The organism is Pelagerythrobacter aerophilus, assembly GCF_003581645.1.
Classification (GTDB): Bacteria; Pseudomonadota; Alphaproteobacteria; order Sphingomonadales; family Sphingomonadaceae; genus Pelagerythrobacter; species Pelagerythrobacter aerophilus.
On record NZ_QXFK01000014.1, the window covers coordinates 1 to 24,503 of the forward strand.

Sequence of the window (24,503 nt, forward strand, 5' to 3'; positions counted from 1 at the left end):
CTGGGGTTCTTCGAGCACGTCCGGAAGCTCATCAGGGGCAGGAAATCGAAGCGCAAGGACGAGGTGGCTTTCGACCCCGCCATCCTCGAGGATCGCGATCTCAGGAAGCTTGTTGCAGAAGCGGCCGGGCGAGGCCTGACGCCGCTCGAGGCTATACGCGGAGCCGGGCTGACCGGCATCTGGCCGGAAGCTTGAGCGATGGACTGGTTGCCCGAGCCCTATCCTGGCGAGACCTTCTACAGCATGCTCGTGCGGTTGCACCGCTATCTGGGCAGACCTCCTTACGCGAGCTTCGCGCGGGCGATTGCCGGCAGGCGGCAGTTCGTGGCCCTGTGTCACCTACCCTGCGATCTTGCAGCTGTTGCCGAGCGCTTTGGTTGGCCCGACGAGCAGCTCGACCAGCTGATCCATTCGACCACGACCTATGGCTATCACACCGCGTTCGCGAGCCAGACGGTTCGGGAGAGGGCGCTGCGGCAGATGAAGGGGCAGGGCGCCTCGCTGCAGTTCACGCTTGGCCTGTCCACGTTTCCGGTGCCGATGCCCGGGAGCCTGCAATTCTGCCGGGACTGCGTCGCCGATGTGCTGGACCGGGCCGGCGAGGCGTGGTGGCTGCGCTGGCAGCAGCTACCGGGCGTTCTCGTCTGTGCCGAACACGGGACGTGGCTGTACAGATCCTCGGCCGAGCTGAACCCGCGGAAACGGCATTCGTTGATGTCTCCGGACGAGGCTGCCGAAATGCAAAGCGGAGATCTGTCATGCCGTTCTAACGGCAAACCACCGCCACCGAAACTGGTCGAGCTAGCGCGTCTGAGCCGGGCTCTTCTCGATGCGCCACCGGAACCGAATGGGCCGGCCGGACAATACCAGCACTACCGGCATATGCTCGCCGATCGCGGCCTGCTGAGAGGCACGCAGCACTTGCGAGCTTCGCGAATACAGCAGCTCGTGAGCGACTACTGGGGCGAGACGCTCGAGATGATACCGGGGCTGTCGCTCGGCACTGACGAGGGCCCGAACTGGGTGACGGACCTGCTGCGCAACAGACGCAAGCTGGCGCCGCCGGCGCAGCATCTCGTACTTCAAACTGCGTTGGAGCAAGTTCCGGAGGTCGAAAGGCCGTTCGGGCCGCCGCCGTGGCTCTGTCTCAACCCGCTGGCGGAGCATTTCGAGAAACCAGTCGTGACCAGGCAAAGGCTGGTCCGTGATCGCGGAAAGCTGCACGGTCATTTTACCTGCTCCTGCGGCTATTCCTACAGCAGGACCCGCCGTCCGGACGGGGCGATCGGCAGGCCTCGCATTCGTCAGTTCGGACCGGAAGCAGGGCGCTTCTTGAGGCAAGCTGCCGCCAGCGGGCTTAGTCTCCGCGGGAAAGCAAGGGCAATGCGCGTCGATCCAATGACTGTGAGGCGCCTCGAGCAGGAGCTGCTCCAGAAGCCGGAGAGCAAGTGCCCGGGAGAGTTCTCATGACCCAGGAAGAGAAAGCGCAGATGGCTGAAATCCCGGCTCGAGTCGAACCCGCTTCGGCTCCTGCGAGCTTGCTTATGCCTGGTACTCTGCCGAGCCGATCCCGGGCTTGCTGTCCTCACGGCCATGCAACTAGTGCAGGAGGGCCATGCCGATTGGGTGCATCGCTACATCGACGCTGTCGATGCGGGAGTCCATTCCTGATGCCTCCGCTCACTGTCCCGGCGGGCTTGGAGATGGGCGGCCCAGGGCGAAACTGAATTGTCTATGCGTGGAGTGACAGCATGTCCGAGCAAGCACCACCCCAAGTAGACCCTGAGCGCTTCGCGCCGGCCAATCGGCGCAGGCTTAGCGGTCCGGGTCTGCGGACCTTTCTCAACATCGCAAAGCTCTGGAGCCTGAGCGAACACGAGCAACGTGTGGTTCTTGGCGGGCCGGCGCCTTCGACATATCGCAGGTGGTGCAAGAAGGCGCGAGAGCATGGCGACCTTACCCTCAGCGCCGATGTACTGAACCGGATTTCTGCAACCCTCGGTATTTATGCCGCGCTTTGCGTGCTGTTCGCCGGGGAAGACGAGCGCATCTGCTGGTTGGCTCAGCCGCATAACGCTCCGGTATTTGCCGGTCGACCACCCATGAGCCTTGTGATGAGCGGCGCGCTGGATGACCTGCTGACCCTACGTCGTTTTCTTGATGCCGCGAGGGGTGGCATCTACATGGCTCCAAACGAGGCCGATTTGGGTTTTGGGCCGTACAATGACGACGAGATACGCATCGTTTGAGTGTGTAGTGCGGGTTGCCACCTCGGCCTATAGTGACAGGCGTTAGCGGCGGGGACCGCTACCGGAGCACTGCACCACCCGAACGGGAGGTGTCCACCCTGGCTATTGGGCCGTGCTCAGAAGCCGTTCGCGGGGCTTGTCAGCCGTCGCATGCGCAGCCTTTGCCCTTATGGCAAGTCTTCTCCCGGCTGATGCAGCTATCGCCGCAAGCTTTTCCCTTCTTACATACCTTGCAGCATGCCTCACCGGCCCAAGCAGTCGAACAAATCGGTGCTGCCCCACCTGTGAGACTGACCACCGACAACGCGAGCGCGCCAATCAACGCTTTCATGCAAATCCTCTCCCATCAGATTTTTAGAACGTCGCCATAAGCCCGATCGCGCCGTAGCGATCGCCGAGATTCCCCTTGATCTTGACCTTAGGCAGGACATTCATTGCCGCCGTCCCATAGGCGCGGGTGCGATCTCCGCTAAAGCGAGCGCCGGCGCCCACTTCGACTGCAAGGACCGTCAGAGTGCCTTCGATCTTGCCGTAGAGCTTGGCGGCAAGGTCGTTGCAGTTGGACTTGTCCGCAAATTGTCCATTGGAATGGTCGCGACAAACCTCTCGCCCGTCGCTGATCGTCTCGCTGCGAAAGCGATCGTTGTCGCTGGCATGGAGAAAAACCCCTCCGATTGGCCGAACGGTCACGGGGCCTATGTGCAGATTGTAACCGACACCGAACTCGCCACCCCAACGATCTTGGGCGCGAGCCCCATTGGCTTCGACAGTAAAGTCCTGTGCGCTGACCACAGACGGCGCAGCACAAACAAGGAGCGTGCAGGCCAATGCGCGCAGTTTCGACAGGATCATGACACTTCCCCCTCTTGACGATCATTAAGCTAAACTTGTTACGAAAATCCGGCCACCGAGAGCGTTATTCCATCACATGCGTTCCTTGATCGAAAGTTCCTCTACCGCGTCGCCGCCATAGCGCGAGGGTTTCTCAGGGATCTTCCGCTTCGCAGGATCGCCGCTCCGGCGATCAGAAGGCTGCTCACACCCCGTCATCGTGGCGACTAGCAAAGGAGAGCCGATGCCGATCCTTGGAGAGGTTAGTGTCGGCATCGACCCCAGGTGGTCCCTCGGGGAGAGGGAGATCCGACATGCGCATTCCGATCTTCGAAGACCCTGAGACGAAGGGCACATCGATCGGTGGCTTCAGGGCGCGCAGCGCCTGGCGATGACGCTCATCAGGGTTCGACTAAGATGATCTCGTCATTTGTGGAAGATTCCTGCTTTGCTATCCCATTGAGTTCCAGCGCTTTGATAAAGCCGTCGACATCGCCCGCTGAAAACACGCCGACGATCTCCCGGTCAGGGATCATCCCATCCCTGAAAGTCAACTTTCTCGTCGAGTACCGATTCATCTCGGCGACGGCCTCCGACAGCGGATCGTGCATGAAAATGAGGCGGCCTTCGGTCCAGCCGGTTTCCTTCGCCACGTCGGCGCTGGTCAGTGTCCAGCGCCGATCGGTATCGATCACGAGCTGGCGTCCCGGAGTCATATCGGTGCCGGTGCCGCTTCCGTTATCGGTCGCGTCCTCGACCCTGACCTTTCCTTCGGCCAGGACGACCGTCAGCTCCCCGCGATCCATGCTGACTTCGAAGGCCGTTCCGATCGCACGCACGGTCTTGCCGGCGGCATGGACGATGAATGGCCTCGATCGGTCGCTTGCAACCTCGAAATAGGCGCGGCCGCGGAGCAGCTGCACGCGGCGCTCATCGGGCAGATCCGAGAAGCGCATGTCGGTTTCGGAATCGAGCTTTACGACCGATCCGTCGGGAAGCGTGATAGTGGCACGTTGCCCGGTCTCGGTCTGGAAAGCCTGCGCCGGATGATCACGCTCGCCAAACGGGAGGTCGCCCAGGGACAGCCATCCGATGCCTCCGACGAGCAGGATCGACGCAGCCGCAGCGAAAACCTTCGAACGGCTCGACCCGGCGCGGGCCGGCAGGGGATTCTCCAGCGGGACAAGATCAGGCGCCGCGGTGCTGGCGACATACCACGCTCGGTCGATCGCCTCATAGGCGCCGCGGTGCGCGTCGGATTGGCGGATCCAGTCGCGGAAACGAACTTCGTCCTCCGCCGTCATATCGCCTGCGAGGCGCTCGTTGTACCAGTCTGCCGCTTCGGATCGAAGCTTGGCGCAACCGCTGGCTTGCGCGCCGGTCATCGGTGGGTCTCCCGATCTTCGGCGATGCGGACAAGTGCGCGGTGCATGAGGTCTTTCACGGATTCTCTGGAAATGGACATTCGCTCGGCGATCGCCTGATAGGTCAGGTTCTCGAACCGGTGCAGTTCGAAGGCTTCGCGCGTCCGCGGGGGCAGATCGCGGATTGCTGTGAGCACGCGTTGGTATTCCTCTCGTCCGATCGCGATGCGTTCGGGGGAAAGCGGATCGGCGGGATCGTGGCCCTCGTCCCAATCTCCATGCAGCAGGCTGATGCGCGCTGCCTGCTCTCGATAGCGGCTGACCAGCACATTGTGCGCGGTTCTGAACAGGTAGCCTTCAACATTCTCGATCGCGTCATTTGCCTGGGCGGACTGGAGCCGGGCGAAAACATCCTGCACCAGATCATCGACATCCTGATCGGGAACGCGGCGCCGAAAATAGCGGCGAAGACCTGGTCCGTACGCTGTCATCCAGGCGCCGTAATCTGGCCGTGGCTGTACCGACGCCATCGTCAGCGAACGCTCCCGAGAGGCCGGATCCGACAGTGCTCGCCAAACTTCCCGTTCATTCTAAGTTTCCACCGATGACCCCGATGCATTGGCACTTAAAGGAATAGACGCGCAAACCGGCGGCTAGGGGGGTCGAAATCTGTGTCTACTAAAAAAATTCTTTCTGAGGTTCCCCTACGGCAGGCGAGGATTTCCGAAAAAATGTCGGCCGGCGACCCCCCTGTCTCGCATATTTTGCGTCCTATGAAGTGTTAGGGCAATCCACATCGAATACCTTGGGGGGCAACTCCCAACATACAAAAAAATAACATGGGAGAGGGATACATGCATTTTGGTGCATCTGCGCTGCAGCAAGTTCTTTTGAGCAGCGTGGCCGTTGTAGGATTGGCCGCTACAGCAATGCCCGCACAGGCGGGCGAGAATCTTATTACCTATAATATTCCGGCGCAATCGCTTGAAAGCGCGTTGCGCGATTTCGGCGTACAGAACGGCATGACGATCATGGCCGATGCTGGGCTTGTCCGCGGCAAGCGGACGCCGGGTTTCAGCGACCGGGCCGGCCCTGAGGCTGCTTTGCGGGCATTGCTGAAAGGCACGGGACTGACCTATCGGCGCGACGGTCGTGTTTTCGTGGTCACGCAAGCGCAATCGCAGCCCGCTTCCCCACCGAGCGCCGCTCCCCGTCCTGTCGCGGCAGCACCGGCCGAAATCATCGTCACCGCGCAGAAGCGCGAAGAATCGATCCAGGACGTACCTATCGCAGTTACGGCACTCACGAGCGCGGATCTCGACGAGCAGAAGATTGAAGGTGGGTCTGAACTGATGCGTGCCGTTCCCAACGTCGCGTTCTCGAAGACCAATTTCGCGAGCTACAATTTCTCGATCCGCGGGGTGGGCACCAAGGCGCTGTCAGTCACGTCCGACCCGGCCGTTGCAATCAGCTTCAATAACACGCCTCTCATTCGCAACCGACTTTTCGAGCAGGAATATTTCGATGTGGAGCGCGTCGAAGTGCTGCGTGGGCCGCAAGGCACGCTCTATGGCCGCAACGCAACCGGCGGCGTCGTCAACATGATCACGGCGAAGCCCGAATTCGGCGAGTTCGATGGCCGGGTCAAGGCCGAGGTGGGCAATTACAAGACGCGCCGGATGAGTGCGATGGTCAATGTGCCGGTCGGCGAAACCTTCGCTCTCCGGGCCGCCGGCGCACTGACCAAACGTGACGGCTTTGATTTCAACACAGTGACCGGCCAGCGCGTGAATGGCCGCGACCTTTGGTCCACGCGCCTCACTGCGGCCTGGGAGCCAAGCGACCGCCTCCGCGTCAACGCGGTGTGGGAGCATTTCGAGGAGGACGACGACCGCTCGCGGACAGGTAAGCAGCTGTGCCATACAGACCCCGGACCGACGATGGTCGGGCGCGACATCACCGATCTTGCGCTTACGCGCGGTGAGCTTAGCCAGGGTTGCCTGCCGGGATCACTTTACGACGACGATGCTTACGGCGTGCCAAACGGTCTGTCGCTACCCTACGTCAACGCTGCCTCGTGGACCGTTCAGCTCGGTTTTGTTCCCGGAGCCCCGTTTGGTTCACCCGCGATCGGGTTAATAGATCCCGTCGATCCATATGCCGGAATCACGCAATCCCGCGATCTGCGCGAGATTGCCACGGCCTATGACCCAACCTTCCGGGCGAAGAACGACGTTTATCAGCTGAACATAGAATTCGATCTGAACCGTGACCTTACCCTGTTCTCCCAGACCGCTTACAGCAAGGATTACTACTTCTCCACGCAGGATTACAATCGCTTCAACTCCGGGCCCGTCTTCAACGACTCCCGTGATCTGAGGGATCTGTTTGGTAACCCTCTTCCCACCGACGGTTTGTCCCCCGGAGGAATTTTCACCGACCCGCAGCTTGGCCCATCAAGCGCCATTCTCGGTGTCGATATGGTCCGGTCTCACAGCAAGCAATGGTATCAGGAATTTCGGTTGCAGTCGGCCTACGCGGGGCCGGTGAACTTTAGCGTCGGGGCAAACTACCTCCATTTCAAAATCGATGAAGATTACTTTGTCTTCAACAACCTGTTCACGGCCCTCGCGCAGGGCACATTCGGCAACGGAAACTTCGGTGGCGTAGTTCAAGACTGTGCTGAGCTCGCCGATCCGAGCAACTGCGTATATGTCGACCCCAACCCGCTCGATCAGATTAACGGCGACGGCCACAACTACTTCCGCAGCCGAAACCTTGCCAAAACGGAGTCTCTCGCCGCGTTCGGTGAGCTATACTGGCAGGCCAGCGATACGCTGAAGGTGACGGCCGGGCTGCGCTATACGAGGGACAAGAAGACAGCGACCCCGATCAAGAGTCAGCTGCTTCTTGCGCCCGGCATATTCGGCAGCGGCTATGTCAGTCAAGGTTACCGGGTTTCACCTGACATCGTTCAGAAGTGGGGACGACTGACGGGGCGGATGGTCGTCGACTGGCAGCCCGACCTGTCCTTCACCAACGACACCTTGTTGTACGCCTCCTACGCACGCGGATACAAAGGGGGCGGGGCCAACCCTCCCAGCATCGACGCAAATCCCGAGCGGCTGCAGTTCTTCCCGCAACCCGAAACCTTCCGGCCCGAGAGCGTCGATGCATTCGAAATAGGCATGAAGAATACTTTTGCCGATGGCAGTCTAACGCTTAACGCCAACGCGTTCTATTATGATTACGAGGATTATCAGGTCTCGCAGATCGTAGACCGGCTGGCGCTCAACGAAAACTACGATGCCGAAATCTGGGGGGCCGAACTGGAGGCAGTCTGGCAGCCCGCCCCGCGCTTCCGGATCAACGCCAACCTCGGGTACTTGGACAGTCGCATCGCCAACGGCATGCAGTCGATTGATGTCATGAACCGGACGCAGGGGAATCCCGACTGGGTTCTGGTCAAGCCCTGGATCCAGCTTGCATCGAACTGCATCGCGCCTCGGGAAATCGTCGAGACGCTGGTCAGCAGTCCGCTGTTCAACGATCTCAACGCGATGGCGATCCTAAGCCCGCTGTGCGGCGCGTCATACAATGGCAACTACATGCCGGGAAGCTTCAACTCGATCATCTACGGTGTGACCTACGACCCCGCCGTGGATGGACCCAATCAGGGACGCGGCTTCTACGCCGATCTCGGTGGGAACGAGTTGCCGAATTCGCCGCACTGGACCTTCAACATCGGCGCGCAATACACCATTCCAGTCGATGATTGGGAGCTCACGCTGCGCGGTGACTACTATCGCCAAGGCAAGAGTTGGGCACGCGTCTACAACACCGCGATCGACCGGCTGCGGGCCTGGGATAATACCAACCTGTCGATCGTACTTGAGCGGCCCGTCGATGGCCTAGCGTTCCAATTGTATGTCAAGAACCTGTTCGACAATACGCCCATCACGGACGCGTTCATCAACAGCGATGATAGTGGTTTGACGACCAATGTCTTCACCCTGGACCCGCGGCTAGTCGGATTTAGTGTCACCAAGAGTTTCTGAGCATGCAAGGACGCAGCCTATCTCTCCCGGCTGTGCAAATGCCGTCGGTCGCGCAGCGGCTGATGGCCTTCTTGCCGAACGGCAGCCTCATTTCCCGGCGACCAAGCCGGAACGGAGTTCTCACAGATCACTCTCAGTGGAGTGGTAGTTGATCGGGGTTTGTTACTCGACCGCGATCAATTCTAAAATCGGCGAACGCCGAAATTAAGGTAACCGCTGTTTCCGCCCCACATTGTCAGCGCTGAGCTGATCGGCGAGTTCGGGTTTTTCCGCGATGCGGGCCTGGAGCCATGTCGATGTCATGTGATGATGCTGGCACTAGGCCAGTTCAGCGGCTGGAGATCTTCACCGGCGCGGGGCGACGGCGGGTCTGGGATGACGATGTTAAGGCGGCGATCGTCGCGGAGAGCTATTCCGGTCACGAGACTGTCTGCGCGGTAGCGCGGCGGCATGGGCTGAGCCATTCGCAACTGTTCACCTGGCGTCGCCAGATGCGCGAGAAGTCCGAAGCCGCCTCGAGATCGGTCGATCAGCCGATGTTTGTGCCGGCAGTGATCGAGCCCGTGGCCTCGCAGGTTGCCGCGCCCGCGCAGCGTCCCCGTCGGCGTTCGCGACGTTCGTCCAGAGCTGCGGTCGAGCTGGAGATAGACGGCGTGACGGTGAAGATCGCGCAAGGCACCGATGCGGATACGATCTCGGCCGTGATCGCCGCGCTGAGGGCCACGCGGTGATCGGTCCGGGAACGGATGCGCGCATCCTGATTGCGACGCGGCCCGTGGATTTTCGTAAAGGACCGGACTCCCTCGCCGCGCTGGTGAAGGCGGAGTACGGCGCCAACCCGTTTTCCGGGGTCGTCTATGTGTTCCGCGCCAAGCGATCGGACCGGGTGAAGCTGGTCTGGTGGGACGGTACGGGATTGTGCCTGATGGCGAAGCGGCTCGAGCAAGGAAGCTTCCGCTGGCCTGGCATCCGGGACGGCGTGATGCGGCTGACGGCCGCCCAGCTCGGAGCTTTGCTGGAAGGGCTGGACTGGCGCCGGGTTCATGGCGGACGCCGTGCACAGGCGCCGCAACTGGCTGGTTGATAAGGCCGGTTGACGAGGGTCGCGGCGCCTGATTCAGTGCTACTCGATGCTGCTCGAGGCCGACCTTCCCGACGATCCGGACGCGCTGCGCGCGATGATCGTGGCGGCCCATCGCGAGATTGCAAAGCGCGAGGTGATGCTCGCCGAGAGTGAGGATCGGATCGCCGGCCTCGAGACTGCCGGCGCCAGGGCCGAAGCCGAGATCGCACGGCTCAACGCGATCATCGCCGCATTCCAGCGCCACCGGTTCGGCGCGCGCTCCGAGCAGCTCGACGAGGATCAGTTGCAGCTCGCGTTCGAGGAACTCGACGCAGCGCTGAGCAGTGTAATGGCCAGTCTCGACGCCGTGAAGAAGGACACTGGCACGCCGGCTCCGCGCAAGACCAACCGGGGATCGCTGCCCGCGCATCTCGAACGGATCGAACAGGTCGTCGATATCGAGGATAAAGCCTGCGCCTGCTGCGGCGGTGATCTCCACGTCATCGGTGAAGACGTGGCCGAGCGGCTCGATGTCGTGCCCGCCACGTTCCGCGTGCTCGTCACCCGGCGCCCGCGTTATGGCTGCCGCGCGTGCGAGGCCGCTCCGGTCCAGGCCCCGGCACCCGCGCGGATCGTCGACGCCGGGCTGCCGACCGAAGCGCTGATCGCGCAGGTTCTGGTCAGTAAATACGCCGATCACCTTCCGCTTTACCGGCAGGCGCAGATCTACGCTCGCCAGGGCGTGCATATCGATCGTTCGACACTGTCGGACTGGGTAGGACGCGCGGCGTGGTGGCTGACGCCGCTGCGCGATCACTTGCTCGCCGACCTCAAGCGGAGCGGCAAGCTATTCGCGGACGAGACCACCGCGCCGGTGCTCGATCCCGGACGCGGCAGAACGAAGACCGGTCAGCTCTGGGCCTACGCACGCGATGATCGGCCCTGGGGCGGCAGTGATCCGCCGACGGTGGTTTATCGCTATGCGCCCGATCGCAAAGCCGAACGGCCGATCGAGCATCTCGCCGGGTTCAAGGGCACGCTCCAGGTGGACGGCTATGGCGGCTACGGTGCGCTCGCGCGGCGGGGCGAGGTCGCGCTCGCTTTCTGCTGGGCGCACGTCCGCCGCCGCTTCTACGAGCTTGCCGCTGCCGGCGCTTCGCCGGTGGCGTCCGACGTGCTCGCGCGTATCGCCAGGCTCTATGCGATCGAGTCCAATGTTCGCGGCCAGTCGCCCGATCAACGTCGCGCAGCACGCCAGGAGCATAGCCGCCCCATCGTTGATGAACTCCATCGCGTTCTCGACACGCGGCTCACCCAGGTCAGCCGCAAGAGCCGTCTTGCCGAGGCGATCCGCTATGCGCTCACCCGCTGGGAAGGACTGACCCGGTTCCTGGACGACGGCCGCATCGAACTCGACAGCAACACGGTCGAACGATCGATCCGGCCGATCGCCCTAAGCCGCAAGAATGCTCTCTTTGCCGGATCGGATGACGGCGGTGAACACTGGGCCGTCATCGCCAGTCTCATCGAGACCGCCAAGCTGAACGATGTCGATCCGCAGGCCTGGCTCACCGACACACTTTCCAGGCTCGCCGCCGGGCATCGCAATGATCGCCTCGGCGACCTAATGCCGTGGAATTATTCAGCCGGCGTGGTCTGAGAACACCGCTTACAAATTAAGAGGAGAGATGCAATGAAAAGGCTTACACTTGTCTGCATTGGGGCGCTCGCCGCTGGCAGCATGGCCGCGACCCCGGCGCTTGCACAACACATCTCGCCCGCAAACACGAATTTCGATGCGATTGGCCCGGCACAGCTTACCAAGGGTGCGACATCGCTATCCTGCACTCTGACGCTGAGCGGTACCACCGGACCCGACGTCGGCGGCGGCGTCGCCGATGGCGGTACCATCACCGGGGGGACCAATACGGGGCCGGGCAACTGCCCGCTCCTGACCGTCGATGGCGGCGCTACCTTCGAGATCGATACGTCCACCGGCACCGGCGGCACGGGGAGCCTTTACAATCTCGTCGTTCGCCTTGCCGGCACTCCCGTGTGTTCCGACGCTGGCCCGCTTCCGTTCACGGTCATCAACAACGGCTCGGGACCGTCGACGATCCAGTTCAACTCGCCCGTCGATCCCGATTGCGTCGTCCTGGCCAATCTGTCGACAACCCCCGATATCAACGTCGTACCTTGATGATGTGACGATCGTTCGAATTGGTTGGTGGACGCCTCGATTAGTACAGAACCAATCGAGGCATCCACCCGTCGACGGAAAGCTACTGGCCGCACCGCTGTAACGGTGCGGCCTTTTCCGGTCGCCAGCGGCGAACCGCTGCCAGCACTAGCCAGACATAATGATCAGATGAGCGGTCACAATGTGCTTGCGCTGAACCGAGTTTTTGTTGCGTCGTTGCTGGGCACGGCGGCCCTTGCGTCCTCGGCCCATGCTCACGCGATTATGGGGGGCGTCGAGGCGGGGTGGGTTTCGCAAGGAACCGCTCAGCCGGATGTTAGCGGCATCGCGTCCGACCCACTTGGCGACCCCGGCGACATTATCGTCACCGCCGACCGCCGTCGGGGCGAGGCGGAGGTTGCCGCCGAGACTGAGTTCGATGAAGCCGAAATTGCCAGCCAGGACGCCGACAGCATACAGGAATTGCTGGATCGTCTGGCTCCCTTTATCGACCCGAGCGGAGAAGAGCCGGTCATCCTCATCAACGGCGAACCAGTCGGCTTCGAGCGCTCGATTCTTTCCTATCCTGCTGAAGCGCTAAACCGCCTCACGGTGTTGAAGCCTGAGGCCGCCGCACACTATGGTGAGCCGACCGGCAAGCGCGTCGTCAACCTGGTGCTCAAGAAGCACTTCTCGATGCTAAGCGCCGACGCCGGCGTGGAGTTCGCCACTGCCGGCGGCCAGTATGGCGGCGATCTTTCTCTCGGGCGTACCGCAATTAGCGGCGAAACCCGCTGGAATGTCCAAGCCAGGATCGGCCGTGACAGCGCCCTGCGTAAGGACGCGAGGGATATTCCCGCGCAAGACGGAGCTTTCGACAGCGTCGGCTATATCCGGCGCGCTGGAGGCGGGGAGATCGATCCCGCCCTGAGCTTTGCGGTGGGAGAACACGTCACCGTCGCGGCTATGCCCGGCGACATAGGGTCAGGTTTGCCGACACTCGAGGACTTCGTCGCAACCGCAGGCCTTCGTCATCCGGTCGATCCCGACGCCTTCGAAACCCTGCGATCGAGCCGGCGCAATGCCTCGCTCAGTGTCGGCATTACGCGCCCGCTGGGCGCCTTCTCCGCATCGTTGAACCTCAGCGCCAACAGCAGCAGCAGCGAGGGTTTGCGCGGCCTCCCGATGGCATCGATCGTCATTCCCGCCGGCCATCCTTCGTCGCCTTTCGCCAACGACATTGTCCTCACGCGTCCGTTCTCCGGTAAGCGCGCGCTGCGCACCGACAATAGCTCGGAATCGCTGAGCGCATCGCTGACGCTGAATGGCAGAATCGGAGACTGGCGAACGAGCCTAGCGACAAGCTATTCGCGCAACTGGGCGGACAACCTCCTCGAGAGCGGGATCGACGTCGAACACATCCAGCAGTTGATCGATGATGCCGAGTCCGACTTCAATCCATACGGCCCGTGGGACGACGGCCTGCTGCTCTCTAACCGCAATCGCACACGCGGAGAGAATCTGAGCGCCCGGCTCAACATCCGGAAGAATATTGTCGGTCTGCCCGCCGGCCCGGTCGTTCTGAGCGTGACTGCCAACGCTAGCCATAATCGGACGCGAAGCCGGCAGAACGACGGCGGCGAGGAACTCATCTCGGTAAATAATTCGGCTCGGGATCAACTGAACGGTCAGATGTCTCTTAGTCTGCCGATTTCCGCCCGCGATGGATCCGCGATCGGACCATTGGGCGACCTAACCCTCGACCTGTCCTTCAAGGGGCAGGCGATGACCAACACACGGGCGCAGACGCGGTTCGGCGGCGACATGACCTGGTCGCTCATTTCGATCCTTCGTCTGCGCGGCTCGTTCGAATATGCCCAGACCGCGCCCTCGTTCGATCAGCTCGACGCTCCGATCGTTACGACGGTCAACCGGATCTTCGATTACACCCGTCAGGAGATCGCAGAACCGATCTGGATCACCGGAGGCAACCCCGAGCTCGACCGCGGCAGCCGGCAGAGCCTGGACTTGAGCGCCCTGATAAGGCCGTTCGACGATCAGACGCTGTCGCTCAAGATCGGCTACCGAAAGCATATCGCGAAGGGGGACGTGGCGTCGTTTCCCGAGCTGACCCCGGTTATCGAGGCGGCGTTTCCGGAACGCGTGACACGCGATGCGCAAGGACGGCTCGTTGCGGTCGATGCGCGCGCCATCAACATTGCCCACGATACCGACTCCGCGTTGACGACAGGTATTGCATTGCGCTTCGGCCAAGGCCGGCGCAGCACACCCGATGCCGATCCGCTGCAGTTCAGTCTCGCGGTCAATCATCGCTGGCAGCTAAAGAGCGAACTACTCACCCGGCCTGGCGTCCCGCCTATCGATCAGCTCAGCAACGGTGGTCAATCGCGACACAACGTGTCGGTGCAGACAACCGTAGGAAAGGCCGGGATTGGTGCAAGTTTGAATGGAAACTGGAGCAGTGCGACCCGAGTTCGCGCCGGCGACGATCGTTTCCTCTCCGAGCTGCCGCTCGTGCTTAATCTCTCGATGTTCATCGAACCCGATCGCCTGCTCGGCAACTCGGCAGGAAGCGCGTTGATAGAGGGCCTCAAGATTTCGTTCGACGTGCGAAATCTCTTTAATGGCTATCGCCGGGTAACGTTGGATGATGGCAGCATTCCCTCCGGATACAGCCGCGACGAGATCGATCCCCTTGGTCGAACCGTGCGACTAATGGTGCGGAAGAAATTCTGACTCGAAAGCGTAGAGCCGAACCACGGCACAGCATGTTCAACTCGCTACCCAGTGCCACGCCTTCGCTACCATGCCGGTAAACGCGCAAAGCACACCAAAGTACATGAACGCCACCAGCGCAGCGATAAGCACAAGCTCGATCACGAAGAAAGCTTTTCGATTTAGGTGCATCGATGATTGCCCCAGTACCTCTTCCAGTCAAGCATGGCCGTGTTTGAACGTGGTGCAGGGCATGGCGGATACGCGCTACCCGGCCATCAGCTTATCGCCGCCTGAACCTGTGCTCCAGACCTTCTTGAGCCGTACCGGTGGGAATAATCGGACCTGCGGACTGACGTCATGGTGGGCCGCGCGTTAATTTGGTGCAAGCGGAACGCCTGTTCTCTCTACCGCTCCGACCCGTCTCCGGCTCCTTGGACACGGTCGCATGGTCCACGAAGAGCACGGAGACGCACACGCTGCAGGATCGGCGGTCCGGCCTTCCTGTTGTGCTTAGGTTGCGCCTGCCTCTGGTCGTCGCGGCCCCAAGGCAGCTTCGCGCCCTATCGATCGTTGAATCTTGCCGCCGATCGCCCGAGGGGGACGGCGACTAAGCCTGCTCGACATGGCTGCAATGTCGGACACTCCGGAACGGCAGGTCTTAGGGCGCAGTTTGCGTATAGCTGCCCTTCGTCGCGGCCATGTCCGATGGCAGCCACGCGCCCCATGTCGGACATTCAGGCTCTCCCAAACGATGCCTGAAAGCGGACAGGCAGCTTTGCCCTGGTTATGCGCACCACCAATGTCCGATTATGGTTGGTTTGCCGACATTCTTGTCGATCGAATAATGACGAGGCATTGCGTTGATCCCGGCACAACCGGCGCTATTTATCCGCGATGAGACAAACGTTGACGAAGCCAATGTCAAATTCGCGTCCGTGGATAGTGGTTTTGATCATAATGAACGCCCTGCTTCTAGCTGCAACAGCATCGTTACTCTTCAGCCAATTGGGTCCAGTGGCCGAGCCACGCATGGTCACTCCGCGCGGAGACCTTGGCGGAGATGAACGCGCCACTATCGACCTGTTCCGCAATGCCCGAGAGTCCGTTGTCTTCATATCGACACGGCAGCGAGTTGCCGATTTCTGGACACGTAATGTCTACAGCGTGCCGCGCGGATCTGGCTCCGGTCTCGTATGGGATGGAGCCGGCCATATTGTGACCAATTTCCATGTCATCGAGGGTGCATCCCAAGCACAAATACAGCTTGCCGACGGTCGCCAGTTTTCCGCCACTCTGGTCGGTGTGAGCCCACAACACGACCTTGCTGTCCTAAAAATTGGCGGTGCAGGCTTCACTGCGCCTGCCCGGGTGCCCATAGGCACGAGCAGCGACCTGCAGGTCGGACAGAATGTCTTCGCGATCGGAAATCCGTTCGGCCTGGACTGGACCTTGACCAAGGGCATTGTCTCGGCACTGGATCGTTCGCTGCCGAACGAAAACGGCCCCGACATTCGGCACCTGATCCAGACCGATGCCGCAATCAATCCGGGAAATTCGGGTGGCCCGCTACTCGACTCCGCTGGCCGACTAATCGGGATCAATACCGCGATATACAGTCCCTCCGGGGCATCGGCAGGAATCGGCTTTGCTGTGCCGGTCGACACGGTGATGCGCGTTGTGCCGCAGCTCATTTCCGAGGGGCGCTATACGCGGCCCAGCCTTGGCCTCGAAAGCGACGACAATATCAACGACCGGCTCAAGCGCGCTTCAGGGATCGAGGGTGTTTTTGTCCTGCGGGTCGATCCCGGGTCGGTAGCCGAGCGCGCCGGTCTGGTCGCAGCGCAGCGCACAAGGCGCGGCGTGGTTCCCGGGGACATCGTTACCGCTATGAACGGCAAACCTGTTTCGCGGGTCGGCGACCTGCTCGCTCGCCTTGACGACTTTCGGGTCGGGCAAAGCGTTGAACTGACGTTGATGCGCGGCGGAGAGGTGCGAACGGTCAGGCTCGAACTCGAACCGGGAAGTTGATGCACAAAGAAGGGCCGGTCCCATGGGCAGGACCGGCCCTCTTGGCTGCAATTAACTGGCGTTGATCGGGATCGTCTTGCGGCCTTTTGCCGCTTCTGAGGTACGCGGAATTCTAACAGTCAGAACACCGTTGCGGAAAGCGGCCTCGACCTTGTTTTCGTCAATCTGCGAGGGAAGACCGATGTGGCGCTCGAAGCGGCCGTAGCTGCGTTCGGAATAGCCGCGTTCCTCGTCGCTGATCTCGGACTTCTTCTCACCCCGGATCACCAGCTGATGATCGTCGAGGCTGATTTCGATGTCCCTTTCCTCCATGCCCGGCAGCTCGGCCGTGACCCGGATTTCCCTGTCGTTCTCCGACAATTCGACACGCGGCCTGCCAAGGCTGCGTCCGATGGACGGCAGCGAGGGCATGGAAAACCCGCGAAACATGTCGTCGAACAAGCGATTGATATCCCGGTGAAGCGACATCACCGGATGGTCGACCCGCTCCTCCTGCCGGGGAGCGATGTCCTGGCCCTGGCTTTTCCAGGGAATGAGATCGCGAATTGCCATCTCGACGTTCCTCCTATTTTCCGACTGGTTTAGGCAAAGCCCTTGCAAGCGGGGCAGGTGTGATTGCACCCACCCCGCCGAGGATCTGCCCGGTGATTGAGGCTTAGGCCGCCTTGTCTTCGGTCAGCTGCGGCGTGTCGTCATTGACATGCTCGCGGCTTTCGATGGCGATCTTGCGCGGCTTGAGCGATTCCGGGACGATCCGCTGGAGCGAGATCGTCAACATGCCGTGTTCATAGTTCGCATCGCGCACTTCGACGTAATCGGCCAGCTGGAACCGGCGCTCGAACGCGCGGGCAGCGATACCGCGGTGAACGAATTCGACACCTTCTTCGTCCTTTTCGGTCTTCTGTCCGGAGATGACGAGCTGGTTCTGCTGTGCAGTGATGTCGATTTCGTCCGGACGGAAGCCGGCAACCGCCAGAGTGATCCGGTAGCTGTCCTCGCCGGTGCGGGCGATGTCGAAGGGTGGGTAGCTGTCCTGCGTCTCAGCGCGGAAGCTGTTCTCGAGCGCATCGAAGAGCCGATCGAAGCCTACCGTCGAGCGGCGATAGGGGGTCAAATCAAATGCAGTTCTCATTTCCAAATCCTCCTTATTGAGCAATCTGGGCATGAGAGGCGCCGGGAACCAAGAGCCGACGCCCTCTGTCCAACCAGACCCGTTATGGCATCCGGCACTGACAAAATGAGGAAGCGCGCAATCGGTTTCAAGACCCGTTAAAAATTTGTTGTCGTTTTTTCAGTGCTTTGAAAGGGAAGCCAGGCGCACCGATAGAGGTGCGCCTGGCCCTCTTCCAAGAGAGAATATGGTAGGATCCAGTCCGTTTACGCGGTCAGCCGATCGCTGCTCGCGTGATTGGAATCCCAGCTTTGCATCTGGTCCTTGAGCGCCAGTTTGAGCTTCTTCAGCCGGGCAATCAGAACTTCGTCAGGCCGGGGGCGTTTGCTTTCCAGCCGGATTTCGTCCTCCAGCCGCGCATGTTCGCGTGAAAGGTACTCCAGATACCTGTCGGTCATCATCTCCTCCTCTCTCATTAGACCGATTTTCTGATGTCGCCGTTTTCGGAGCCTGCCTTGTTCCGAACGGCGTGTGCAGGCACCTAAGCAGCACTGCCGTGCGCTGAAGGATGGGAGAGCGCAGCGTGATCCCGCGCTCTCCACAGCCTGTTAGAAGTCCATCGCCGGCATCGGGGCAGGCGATTCTTCCTTGGGCAGTTCGGCCACCAGCGCCTCGGTGGTGATTAGCAGCGAGGCGACCGAAGCCGCATCCTGCAGCGCTGTGCGCACCACCTTTGCCGGATCGATGACACCCGACTTCACCAGGTCTTCGTATTCGCCGGTCGCGGCGTTGAAGCCATGATTGTAGTCGTCACCTTCGAGCAGCTTGCCGACGATGTAAGCACCGTCCTCGCCTGCGTTCTCGGCGATTTGGCGGGCTGGAGCACGCAGCGCGCGACGGACAATGTCGATGCCCGATTGCTGGTCGTCGTTGGCAGCCTTGAGGCCGTCGAGCGCTTTCAGCGCACGCAGCAGGGCGATACCGCCACCCGGCAGAATGCCTTCCTCGACAGCCGCACGGGTTGCGTGCAGCGCGTCGTCGACGCGGTCCTTGCGCTCCTTGACCTCGACCTCGGTGGCACCGCCGACGCGGATGACGGCGACGCCGCCGGCGAGCTTCGCCACGCGTTCCTGCAGCTTTTCGCGGTCGTAGTCGCTGGTCGTGGTCTCGATCTGGGCACGGATCTGGCTGACCCGGGCATCAATGTCGGCTTTGTTACCGGCACCATCGACGATGGTAGTGTTGTCCTTGTCGATGATGACCTTCTTCGCCCGGCCGAGCATGCCGATCGTGACGTTCTCGAGCTTGGTGCCGAGTTCCTCGCTCACCACATTGCCGGCGGTGAGGATGGCGATATCCTCAAGCATGGCCTTGCGGCGATCGCCGAAGCCGGGCGCCTTGACAGCCGCGACCTTCAGGCCACCGCGCAACTTGTTGACCACAAGGGTAGCAAGGGCTTCACCTTCGACGTCCTCCGCAATGATGAGCAACGGCTTGCCCGACTGCACGACCTGTTCGAGCAGCGGAATCATCGCCTGCAGGTTCGACAGCTTCTTCTCGTGAATGAGGATGTACGGATCCTCGAGTTCCACCTTCAGCTTTTCGGCATTGGTCACGAAATAGGGCGAGAGGTAGCCGCGGTCGAACTGCATGCCCTCGACCGTTTCGAGCTCAGTCTCTAGGCTCTTGGCTTCCTCGACCGTGATCACGCCTTCATTGCCGACCTTCTCCATCGCTTCGGCAAGGATGCGGCCGACGGTTTCGTCGCCATTGGCGGAAATGGTTGCGACCTGCGCGATCTCGCTGTTGGCCGACACCTTCTTAGCATGGCTTTCGAGGTCCTTGACCACGGTGCCGACGGCGAGGTCGATACCGCGCTTCAGGTCCATCGGGTTCATGCCGGCAGCAACCGCCTTGGCTCCTTCGCGCACGATGGCTTGGGCCAGAACGGTGGCGGTGGTCGTGCCGTCACCCGCCTTGTCGTTCTGCTTGCTGGCGACTTCGCGCAGCATCTGCGCGCCCATGTTTTCGAACTTGTCCTTGAGTTCGATTTCCTTGGCAACGGTGACGCCATCCTTGGTGATGCGGGGAGCGCCGAAACTCTTCTCGATCACCACGTTGCGCCCCTTCGGGCCGAGAGTTACCTTGACCGCATTTGCAAGCGTATCCACGCCGCGCAGCATGCGATCACGCGCGTCAGACGCAAACTTTACTTCCTTCGCAGCCATTTTGGCCTGCTCCTTTCTCTTCTTTCGATTGAACTGAAGATTGGGTTGATTGCTTACGCCGCCTTCTTGAGTTGGGCGGTGGTTTCGATGATGCCGAGAATGTCGCTCTCCTTCATGATGAGCAGGTCCTCGCCATCAATCCGCACTTCGGTGCCGGACCACTTGCCGAACAGGACCCGGTCGCCTGCCTTGACGGCGGGTTCCACCAGCTTCCCGGAATCGTCACGCGCACCAGGGCCCACGGCGACGACTTCGCCTTCCATCGGCTTTTCCTTGGCGGTGTCGGGGATGATAATGCCGCCGGCCGTCTTTTCTTCAGCCTCGATGCGGCGAACCAGCACGCGATCGTGCAAAGGTCGGAAATGCATGCATAACCTCCATTACAAAGCGAAATGACTGACAGCGCCTCCCCCGGATGATCGGCAGGAGGCAGTGCGCGATCTAGTTTTGCTGATAACGGCTTCAAGAGGTCCAAACCAAATTTTTTGGCACTCGCCGATTGCGACTGCCAATGGGCACTTTCCGTACGCCTTATCAGGGTCTTGACGGTCTGAAATGGCATCACAAAATATGGTGAGCGGAGCGATCCACAGTGAGTGATCAGCGGCAAGGCAGAAAGGAGGGTGTTCCTATGTCGCAACCATTCGCGCGCTACCTGCATCCGTTCGATGTAGCGCATCATTCCTCGCTTGAACCCGAAGTGAAGCGAGCCATCCTGGCTTCCTGGGCGTCCGATCGGCATGCCGTCGAAAATCATCCTGCAATGCGCCAGCCTCCCGAACTCAAAGCTCCCGTTTCCGTTGACGATGTATTCGCGGCATTGCGCTCGCTCGACGGCCCAGACAGCCAGCCCACACTGCAATGACCGACCGCGCTTTCCTGGTTCAGTTGGAAGGATACGGGCTGACCACGGCAGAAATCTGCTATTTCATGCCGGATCACCCCTCGCTCCTGCAGATTTATGCCTGGCAGGAATACGATGCAGCACCGGATTTTCCGGTGCTGTTCGATTTCCTCGCGCATTGGCGGCGCGAGATCGAGGCGGAGATAAGGTCAGTCCGAATCGCCCATGAGAAAATGATCCGGCCAGCGAGCTGGCGTTCCGCGGACGGCGTGATCTCGTGGGAGTAGCAGAGACGGGTGATTGAGCTTGCAGGCCCGTATTCATGCTAATGGAAACGAACTGCTGACTAGTAAAATCTAGAAACCTTCGCCCACTTGAGAGGCAGCTTTCCCAGTTTCTCGCACTGAAAGCAGCTGATGGGGTGGACGCCCCCCGGCGGCATCGGTGTGCCAAAGTGGAGGTGTTGAACACCACTTGAAGGAGGCGTCCATGTCAGAAGTTACCACAATCGGGTTGGATATCGCTAAGACTGTTTTCCATGCGCATGGCGCGGATGGGATGGGCCGGATGGTTTTCAGCCGCAGGCTCACGCGGGCCAAGCTGCTCGACTTCTTCGCGGCGCAGCCAGCGTGCACGATTGCGCTGGAAGCATGCGGCGGGGCTCATCACTGGGCTCGGCAACTGACCCATTTGGGTCATGACGTGCGGCTGATACCGCCGGCATATGTGAAGCCGTTCGTGAAACGGCAGAAGAACGATGCGGTCGATGCCGAGGCGATCTGCGAAGCCGCGCAACGGCCGGGGATGCGCTTCGTGGCGATCAAGACCGAGGAGCAGCAGGCCGCCGGCATGGTGTTCCGCACCCGCGATCTACTGGTTCGCCAGCGCACGCAGCTCATCAATGCGCTGCGCGGTCATCTGACGGAATATGGCTGGGCCGCGCCCCGCGGCCGGGCGCAGGTGCTGATGCTGGCCGATCTGCTCGACGAGGAGGAAATGGCATCGTCCCTGCCCGAAGCAGCGCGCGCCATGTTCAAGGTGATGGTCGATCATCTCTACCGGCTCGATGCGCAGATCGCCGATCTCGACCGCGAGATCGAGCGCCGGGCGAAGGCAGACGAGGCGGCCCGCAGGCTGATGACTATCCCCGGCATCGGCCCGATCGCGGCGACGGCGATCCTCGCGTTGGCACCGCCGATCGAGACCTTCGCCAAGGGCCGCGACTTCGCCGCATGGCTTGGTCTGACACCGCGGCAGCACTCGACGGGCGGCAAGCAGCGGCTCGGATCGATCTCGAAGATGGGTGAACGAACCATAAGGCGGCTGCTGATCATCGGCGGAAGTTCGGTCGTTCGGCAGGCATCGCGCAGGGGTGCGCCGGCAGGTTCGTGGCTCGAAGGCATGTTAGCGAGAAAACCGCGGATGCTGGTCTCGGTGGCGCTCGCCAACAAGATGGCGCGCACGGTCTGGGCGCTGCTCACCAAGAAGGAAGATTACAGGGCTCCGGCACCGGTCGCGGCGTAAAGCCGGGACTGGCGTCAGAGGTCGCCGGGAGGCGTAGGCGGTCGAAGGAGAGTATGGCAAAAACGGTCGGCGAGACCGGGTCGGAAAACCAGGGTATGGCAGAGCGCCTTACGAGCGCGCAAAGCTGATATGGATCCGATCCGCGAACTCCCATACGGGCCCGCAGCAAGGCGCTGCACCAAGAGGCCGGACAGATGGCAGCACCCGACTACGCCAATACTCGATTTAACCCCTTGCTTCTTTGGGGGCGTCCACAGATGCCATACATTCAGGTGCTCGCCGATGACGGCAACGGGGCCGAGAGGAGGCAGTCCGGTTTCGGATTCAGATAGGCGAAAGTTGCAGTGCGCCGCTGACTCTTACGGACGAGCTCAGCCACCTTAATGACCCAGGATCGTCTCCATCCGACCGTGCAGCGCTTGTGTAAGCGCTGCACGCCCTTCGCCGTTGTTGTGGTACTGTACGTAGCGCAGATGGCGCAGATCAAACGGTATGTCCGCTGCATTCTGAGTTATGAGAATGACTTCGCGCCCTAGCGTGTGGGCAATACCCGCCTCGTAGAAGACATTCGGGTTGCGCCCCGAGCAGTCGCAGACCACCACGCGGGAACGGTCGATGAGCGACACCACGTCTTGGATCACCGCTGGGTTCTCCCAAATGTCGTCGGCACGCCGACAGCGAAGACCAGCATTCGCAGCAGCCTCTTGGATTGCCGCGTAAACGTCGTTGAACCCAGCATCGAACGGCATCATCGCCGAAGCCAGTTCAGGTTCAATGTTCTCGTGCTCGGCAATTTCGAAAACAGTGGGTCGTTGCCGCCGCGGCCGCACGCTGCGTAGCAGGAATCGGTATAGGTCTACCTCCTTGATCGCCCAGTGGTTGCGAGAAAACTCGAAATCGTGTGGCATGTCGAGCGCATTGCGGTTGGCATAAATCACGCTATTGAGCAGCGGTGGGACCTCAGGATCCAACGCATATTCGAAGACAACTTCTCGATTGACGATCCGTGCGCGGGTGAGCGTGCCAACACGGCAGACCTGATCGTCAATGCCTTCATTCATGAAGAGGCATGGGAGGCGCATCAGCCTTTCGAGCTGCGGCTCCCCGTCAACACGGAAGTGCTCGATCAGCGGGCCTTCGGTGTACTCGAACATGCGACCAACTGGAAGCGTGCCCGTGTTGTCGTGCCCCCACTCAAACCAACGCATAATAAGATTGAACATGATTCCTCCCGATCCTCACAACTTGGCGCAGGGGAGGACTAGAGCGATTTCCGTTCATTCTGGTTCGTAGCCGCAGGAACTGAAGTAGTTGGCGCATTCGCCGGGCTGGAAGATGTCGACGAGTCTGCCGATCAGGTCCCACAGTCCACTGACGGTTCTTTCGCCGGCTTTGCGCAGCATGGCCTTGAGCCGTGAGAACGCCTTCTCGATCGGGTTGAAGTCCGGGCTGTAAGGAGGGAGGAAGCGCAGGGTTGCTCCCGCCTCCTCGATCCTCTCGCGCACCGAGGCGCGCTTATGGCTCGACAGGTTGTCCATGATGACGATGTCGCCGGGGCGCAGTTCGGGCACGAGCACCTGGGTGACATAGGCCTCGAACCAGTCGCCGTTGATCGGGCCGTCCAGCACCATCGGTGCGACCATGCCGGTCATACGCAGGCCCGCGACCAGCGTGGTCGTCTTGCGGTGCCCGTGCGGGAAGCCCATCCGCAACCGCTCGCCTTTCGGGCAGCGGCCATGGCTGCGGGTCATGTTGGTGGCGGTCCACGTCTCGTCGATGAAGACCAGGCGTTCCGGCTCCAGATCGATCTGCCCGTCGAACCAGCGCCGACGCTGTCTCAGGACGTCGGGACGGTCTTGCTCGATCGCGTGCCCGGTCTTTTTTGCGCGTGATCCCGTGCCGGGCGAAGAAGCGATGAACCGTGCCGATCCCGACAGAGGTGCCACGCTCGATCAGCCGCGCCTGGACCTCGACCAGGGTCATGTCGCCCTGCTCGGCTATCAGTTCACGGATGAAGCCGGCATGCGCCTCGATCTTGCCCGAATGCCGGTCGCCCCCGCGCGGCTTCGCAACAGCCCGACCATGCTCAAGAGCACGTTGTCGCCAGCGGATCGCGCTTGAAGCGCTGACCCCGAAATGCGCCGCAGCCGCGCGGCAACTCATGCCACCGTCAATAGCGGCAACAACCCGGTCCCGAAGATCCTGTGAAAGCGTTCGTGCCATCCATGCTGGCCTCCTGCCACCAGCAGGAAGTGTGAATCACAACGCAGCCACAATGGGAATCC

At 61.1% G+C, this 24,503-nt stretch carries 23 protein-coding genes; 13 read left to right on the top strand and 10 right to left on the bottom strand.

Annotated elements, in window-relative coordinates; genetic code table 11:
* The 3 genes from D2V04_RS18145 to D2V04_RS03870 all read left to right on the top strand — a co-directional run.
* A partial coding sequence (locus tag D2V04_RS18145; protein WP_228766239.1) for a hypothetical protein occupies window positions 1-195 on the top strand: 195 nt, incomplete at its 5' end.
* Window positions 196-198: 3 nt separating this feature from the next.
* Window positions 199-1,470, top strand: a complete 1,272-nt coding sequence (locus D2V04_RS03865; RefSeq protein ID WP_119511994.1) for a TnsD family Tn7-like transposition protein — start codon at window positions 199-201, stop codon at window positions 1,468-1,470.
* A 281-nt stretch (window positions 1,471-1,751) separates the two neighbouring features.
* Window positions 1,752-2,249 (top strand): antitoxin Xre-like helix-turn-helix domain-containing protein, encoded by a 498-nt coding sequence (locus tag D2V04_RS03870; protein WP_119511995.1) that lies wholly within the window; start codon window positions 1,752-1,754, stop codon window positions 2,247-2,249.
* Between the two features lie 354 nt (window positions 2,250-2,603).
* Here D2V04_RS03870 and D2V04_RS03875 read toward each other — a convergent pair whose 3' ends face one another.
* The 3 genes from D2V04_RS03875 to D2V04_RS03885 form a co-directional block, all read right to left on the bottom strand.
* Window positions 2,604-3,101: a hypothetical protein gene (locus D2V04_RS03875; RefSeq protein WP_228766247.1), complete on the bottom strand. Its 498-nt coding sequence runs from the start codon at window positions 3,099-3,101 to the stop codon at window positions 2,604-2,606.
* A gap of 380 nt (window positions 3,102-3,481) precedes the next feature.
* Entirely contained in the window at window positions 3,482-4,465 is a 984-nt protein-coding gene (locus tag D2V04_RS03880) for a FecR family protein (protein WP_119511997.1), read from the bottom strand.
* Window positions 4,462-4,974, bottom strand: coding sequence for an RNA polymerase sigma factor (locus tag D2V04_RS03885; RefSeq protein WP_228766248.1), 513 nt, complete (start codon window positions 4,972-4,974; stop codon window positions 4,462-4,464). The genes D2V04_RS03880 and D2V04_RS03885 overlap by 4 nt, the downstream gene beginning before the upstream one ends.
* A 324-nt stretch (window positions 4,975-5,298) precedes the next feature.
* Between D2V04_RS03885 and D2V04_RS03890 the strand changes: the two genes are divergently transcribed.
* The 7 genes from D2V04_RS03890 to D2V04_RS03920 all read left to right on the top strand — a co-directional run bounded on the left by D2V04_RS03890 (window position 5,299) and on the right by D2V04_RS03920 (window position 16,511).
* Complete coding sequence (locus tag D2V04_RS03890) at window positions 5,299-8,502, top strand: TonB-dependent receptor domain-containing protein (RefSeq protein ID WP_182849649.1); 3,204 nt, start codon at window positions 5,299-5,301, stop codon at window positions 8,500-8,502.
* A gap of 296 nt (window positions 8,503-8,798) precedes the next feature.
* Entirely contained in the window at window positions 8,799-9,233 is a 435-nt protein-coding gene (gene tnpA, locus D2V04_RS03895; RefSeq protein WP_228766249.1) for an IS66-like element accessory protein TnpA, read from the top strand.
* Window positions 9,230-9,586, top strand: coding sequence for an IS66 family insertion sequence element accessory protein TnpB (gene tnpB, locus D2V04_RS03900; protein ID WP_119512001.1), 357 nt, complete (start codon window positions 9,230-9,232; stop codon window positions 9,584-9,586). Before tnpA ends, tnpB begins: the two co-directional genes overlap by 4 nt.
* A 46-nt stretch (window positions 9,587-9,632) precedes the next feature.
* Entirely contained in the window at window positions 9,633-11,225 is a 1,593-nt protein-coding gene (tnpC, locus tag D2V04_RS03905; RefSeq protein WP_119512002.1) for an IS66 family transposase, read from the top strand.
* 33 nt (window positions 11,226-11,258) lie between these two features.
* Window positions 11,259-11,765 carry a hypothetical protein gene (locus D2V04_RS03910; RefSeq protein WP_147391764.1) on the top strand — a complete coding sequence of 169 codons (507 nt, stop codon included), beginning with the start codon at window positions 11,259-11,261 and terminating at the stop codon, window positions 11,763-11,765.
* A 168-nt stretch (window positions 11,766-11,933) separates the two neighbouring features.
* Window positions 11,934-14,501 carry a porin family protein gene (locus D2V04_RS03915; RefSeq protein ID WP_147391765.1) on the top strand — a complete coding sequence of 856 codons (2,568 nt, stop codon included), beginning with the start codon at window positions 11,934-11,936 and terminating at the stop codon, window positions 14,499-14,501.
* Between the two features lie 939 nt (window positions 14,502-15,440).
* Window positions 15,441-16,511 (top strand): S1C family serine protease, encoded by a 1,071-nt coding sequence (locus D2V04_RS03920; RefSeq protein ID WP_228766251.1) that lies wholly within the window; start codon window positions 15,441-15,443, stop codon window positions 16,509-16,511.
* 51 nt (window positions 16,512-16,562) lie between these two features.
* Here D2V04_RS03920 and D2V04_RS03925 read toward each other — a convergent pair whose 3' ends face one another.
* The 5 genes from D2V04_RS03925 to groES all read right to left on the bottom strand — a co-directional run bounded on the left by D2V04_RS03925 (window position 16,563) and on the right by groES (window position 20,218).
* On the bottom strand, window positions 16,563-17,063 hold the full coding sequence (locus tag D2V04_RS03925; RefSeq protein WP_119512006.1) for an Hsp20/alpha crystallin family protein: 501 nt from the start codon (window positions 17,061-17,063) through the stop codon (window positions 16,563-16,565).
* Window positions 17,064-17,166: 103 nt separating this feature from the next.
* Window positions 17,167-17,643: an Hsp20 family protein gene (locus D2V04_RS03930; RefSeq protein ID WP_194956656.1), complete on the bottom strand. Its 477-nt coding sequence runs from the start codon at window positions 17,641-17,643 to the stop codon at window positions 17,167-17,169.
* Window positions 17,644-17,888: 245 nt separating this feature from the next.
* Window positions 17,889-18,080 carry a DUF465 domain-containing protein gene (locus D2V04_RS03935; RefSeq protein ID WP_119512569.1) on the bottom strand — a complete coding sequence of 64 codons (192 nt, stop codon included), beginning with the start codon at window positions 18,078-18,080 and terminating at the stop codon, window positions 17,889-17,891.
* Between the two features lie 150 nt (window positions 18,081-18,230).
* Window positions 18,231-19,850, bottom strand: coding sequence for a chaperonin GroEL (gene groL / locus D2V04_RS03940; RefSeq protein WP_119512008.1), 1,620 nt, complete (start codon window positions 19,848-19,850; stop codon window positions 18,231-18,233).
* Between the two features lie 53 nt (window positions 19,851-19,903).
* A complete protein-coding gene (gene groES, locus D2V04_RS03945) occupies window positions 19,904-20,218 on the bottom strand; it encodes a co-chaperone GroES (protein WP_119512009.1) in 315 nt (104 codons plus the stop codon).
* Between the two features lie 263 nt (window positions 20,219-20,481).
* On the opposite strand from groES, the gene D2V04_RS03950 reads away from it, so the two are divergent.
* From D2V04_RS03950 to D2V04_RS03960, 3 genes are all read left to right on the top strand, one after another.
* On the top strand, window positions 20,482-20,715 hold the full coding sequence (locus D2V04_RS03950; protein ID WP_119512010.1) for a hypothetical protein: 234 nt from the start codon (window positions 20,482-20,484) through the stop codon (window positions 20,713-20,715).
* On the top strand, window positions 20,712-20,981 hold the full coding sequence (locus tag D2V04_RS03955) for an usg protein (RefSeq protein WP_007013261.1): 270 nt from the start codon (window positions 20,712-20,714) through the stop codon (window positions 20,979-20,981). Before D2V04_RS03950 ends, D2V04_RS03955 begins: the two co-directional genes overlap by 4 nt.
* A gap of 202 nt (window positions 20,982-21,183) precedes the next feature.
* A complete protein-coding gene (locus D2V04_RS03960) occupies window positions 21,184-22,218 on the top strand; it encodes an IS110 family RNA-guided transposase (RefSeq protein ID WP_119512011.1) in 1,035 nt (344 codons plus the stop codon).
* A gap of 380 nt (window positions 22,219-22,598) precedes the next feature.
* On the opposite strand, the gene D2V04_RS03965 is transcribed toward D2V04_RS03960, so the two are convergent.
* Entirely contained in the window at window positions 22,599-23,441 is an 843-nt protein-coding gene (locus D2V04_RS03965; RefSeq protein WP_119512012.1) for a hypothetical protein, read from the bottom strand.
* A gap of 54 nt (window positions 23,442-23,495) precedes the next feature.
* A protein-coding gene (locus tag D2V04_RS03970) for an IS630 family transposase (protein ID WP_119512013.1) occupies window positions 23,496-24,441 on the bottom strand; the annotation gives its coding sequence in 2 pieces (ribosomal slippage) (window positions 23,496-24,105 and window positions 24,104-24,441; 948 coding nt in all).
* Window positions 24,442-24,503: the final 62 nt, after the last annotated feature.

Coding starts and splice junctions, on each gene's coding strand:
- D2V04_RS03960 (WP_119512011.1), top strand. CDS start 21,184: ATGTCAGAAGTTACCACAATCGGGTTGGATATCGCTAAGACTGTTTTC.
- D2V04_RS03865 (WP_119511994.1), top strand. CDS start 199: ATGGACTGGTTGCCCGAGCCCTATCCTGGCGAGACCTTCTACAGCATG.
- D2V04_RS03930 (WP_194956656.1), bottom strand. CDS start 17,643: ATGAGAACTGCATTTGATTTGACCCCCTATCGCCGCTCGACGGTAGGC.
- D2V04_RS03915 (WP_147391765.1), top strand. CDS start 11,934: ATGAGCGGTCACAATGTGCTTGCGCTGAACCGAGTTTTTGTTGCGTCG.
- D2V04_RS03950 (WP_119512010.1), top strand. CDS start 20,482: ATGTCGCAACCATTCGCGCGCTACCTGCATCCGTTCGATGTAGCGCAT.
- groL (WP_119512008.1), bottom strand. CDS start 19,850: ATGGCTGCGAAGGAAGTAAAGTTTGCGTCTGACGCGCGTGATCGCATG.
- D2V04_RS03965 (WP_119512012.1), bottom strand. CDS start 23,441: ATGTTCAATCTTATTATGCGTTGGTTTGAGTGGGGGCACGACAACACG.
- groES (WP_119512009.1), bottom strand. CDS start 20,218: ATGCATTTCCGACCTTTGCACGATCGCGTGCTGGTTCGCCGCATCGAG.
- D2V04_RS03920 (WP_228766251.1), top strand. CDS start 15,441: ATGAACGCCCTGCTTCTAGCTGCAACAGCATCGTTACTCTTCAGCCAA.
- D2V04_RS03870 (WP_119511995.1), top strand. CDS start 1,752: ATGTCCGAGCAAGCACCACCCCAAGTAGACCCTGAGCGCTTCGCGCCG.
- tnpA (WP_228766249.1), top strand. CDS start 8,799: ATGTCATGTGATGATGCTGGCACTAGGCCAGTTCAGCGGCTGGAGATC.
- D2V04_RS03880 (WP_119511997.1), bottom strand. CDS start 4,465: ATGACCGGCGCGCAAGCCAGCGGTTGCGCCAAGCTTCGATCCGAAGCG.
- D2V04_RS03885 (WP_228766248.1), bottom strand. CDS start 4,974: ATGGCGTCGGTACAGCCACGGCCAGATTACGGCGCCTGGATGACAGCG.
- D2V04_RS03890 (WP_182849649.1), top strand. CDS start 5,299: ATGCATTTTGGTGCATCTGCGCTGCAGCAAGTTCTTTTGAGCAGCGTG.
- D2V04_RS03875 (WP_228766247.1), bottom strand. CDS start 3,101: ATGATCCTGTCGAAACTGCGCGCATTGGCCTGCACGCTCCTTGTTTGT.
- D2V04_RS03935 (WP_119512569.1), bottom strand. CDS start 18,080: ATGACCGACAGGTATCTGGAGTACCTTTCACGCGAACATGCGCGGCTG.
- D2V04_RS03925 (WP_119512006.1), bottom strand. CDS start 17,063: ATGGCAATTCGCGATCTCATTCCCTGGAAAAGCCAGGGCCAGGACATC.
- D2V04_RS03955 (WP_007013261.1), top strand. CDS start 20,712: ATGACCGACCGCGCTTTCCTGGTTCAGTTGGAAGGATACGGGCTGACC.
- D2V04_RS03910 (WP_147391764.1), top strand. CDS start 11,259: ATGAAAAGGCTTACACTTGTCTGCATTGGGGCGCTCGCCGCTGGCAGC.
- tnpC (WP_119512002.1), top strand. CDS start 9,633: ATGCTGCTCGAGGCCGACCTTCCCGACGATCCGGACGCGCTGCGCGCG.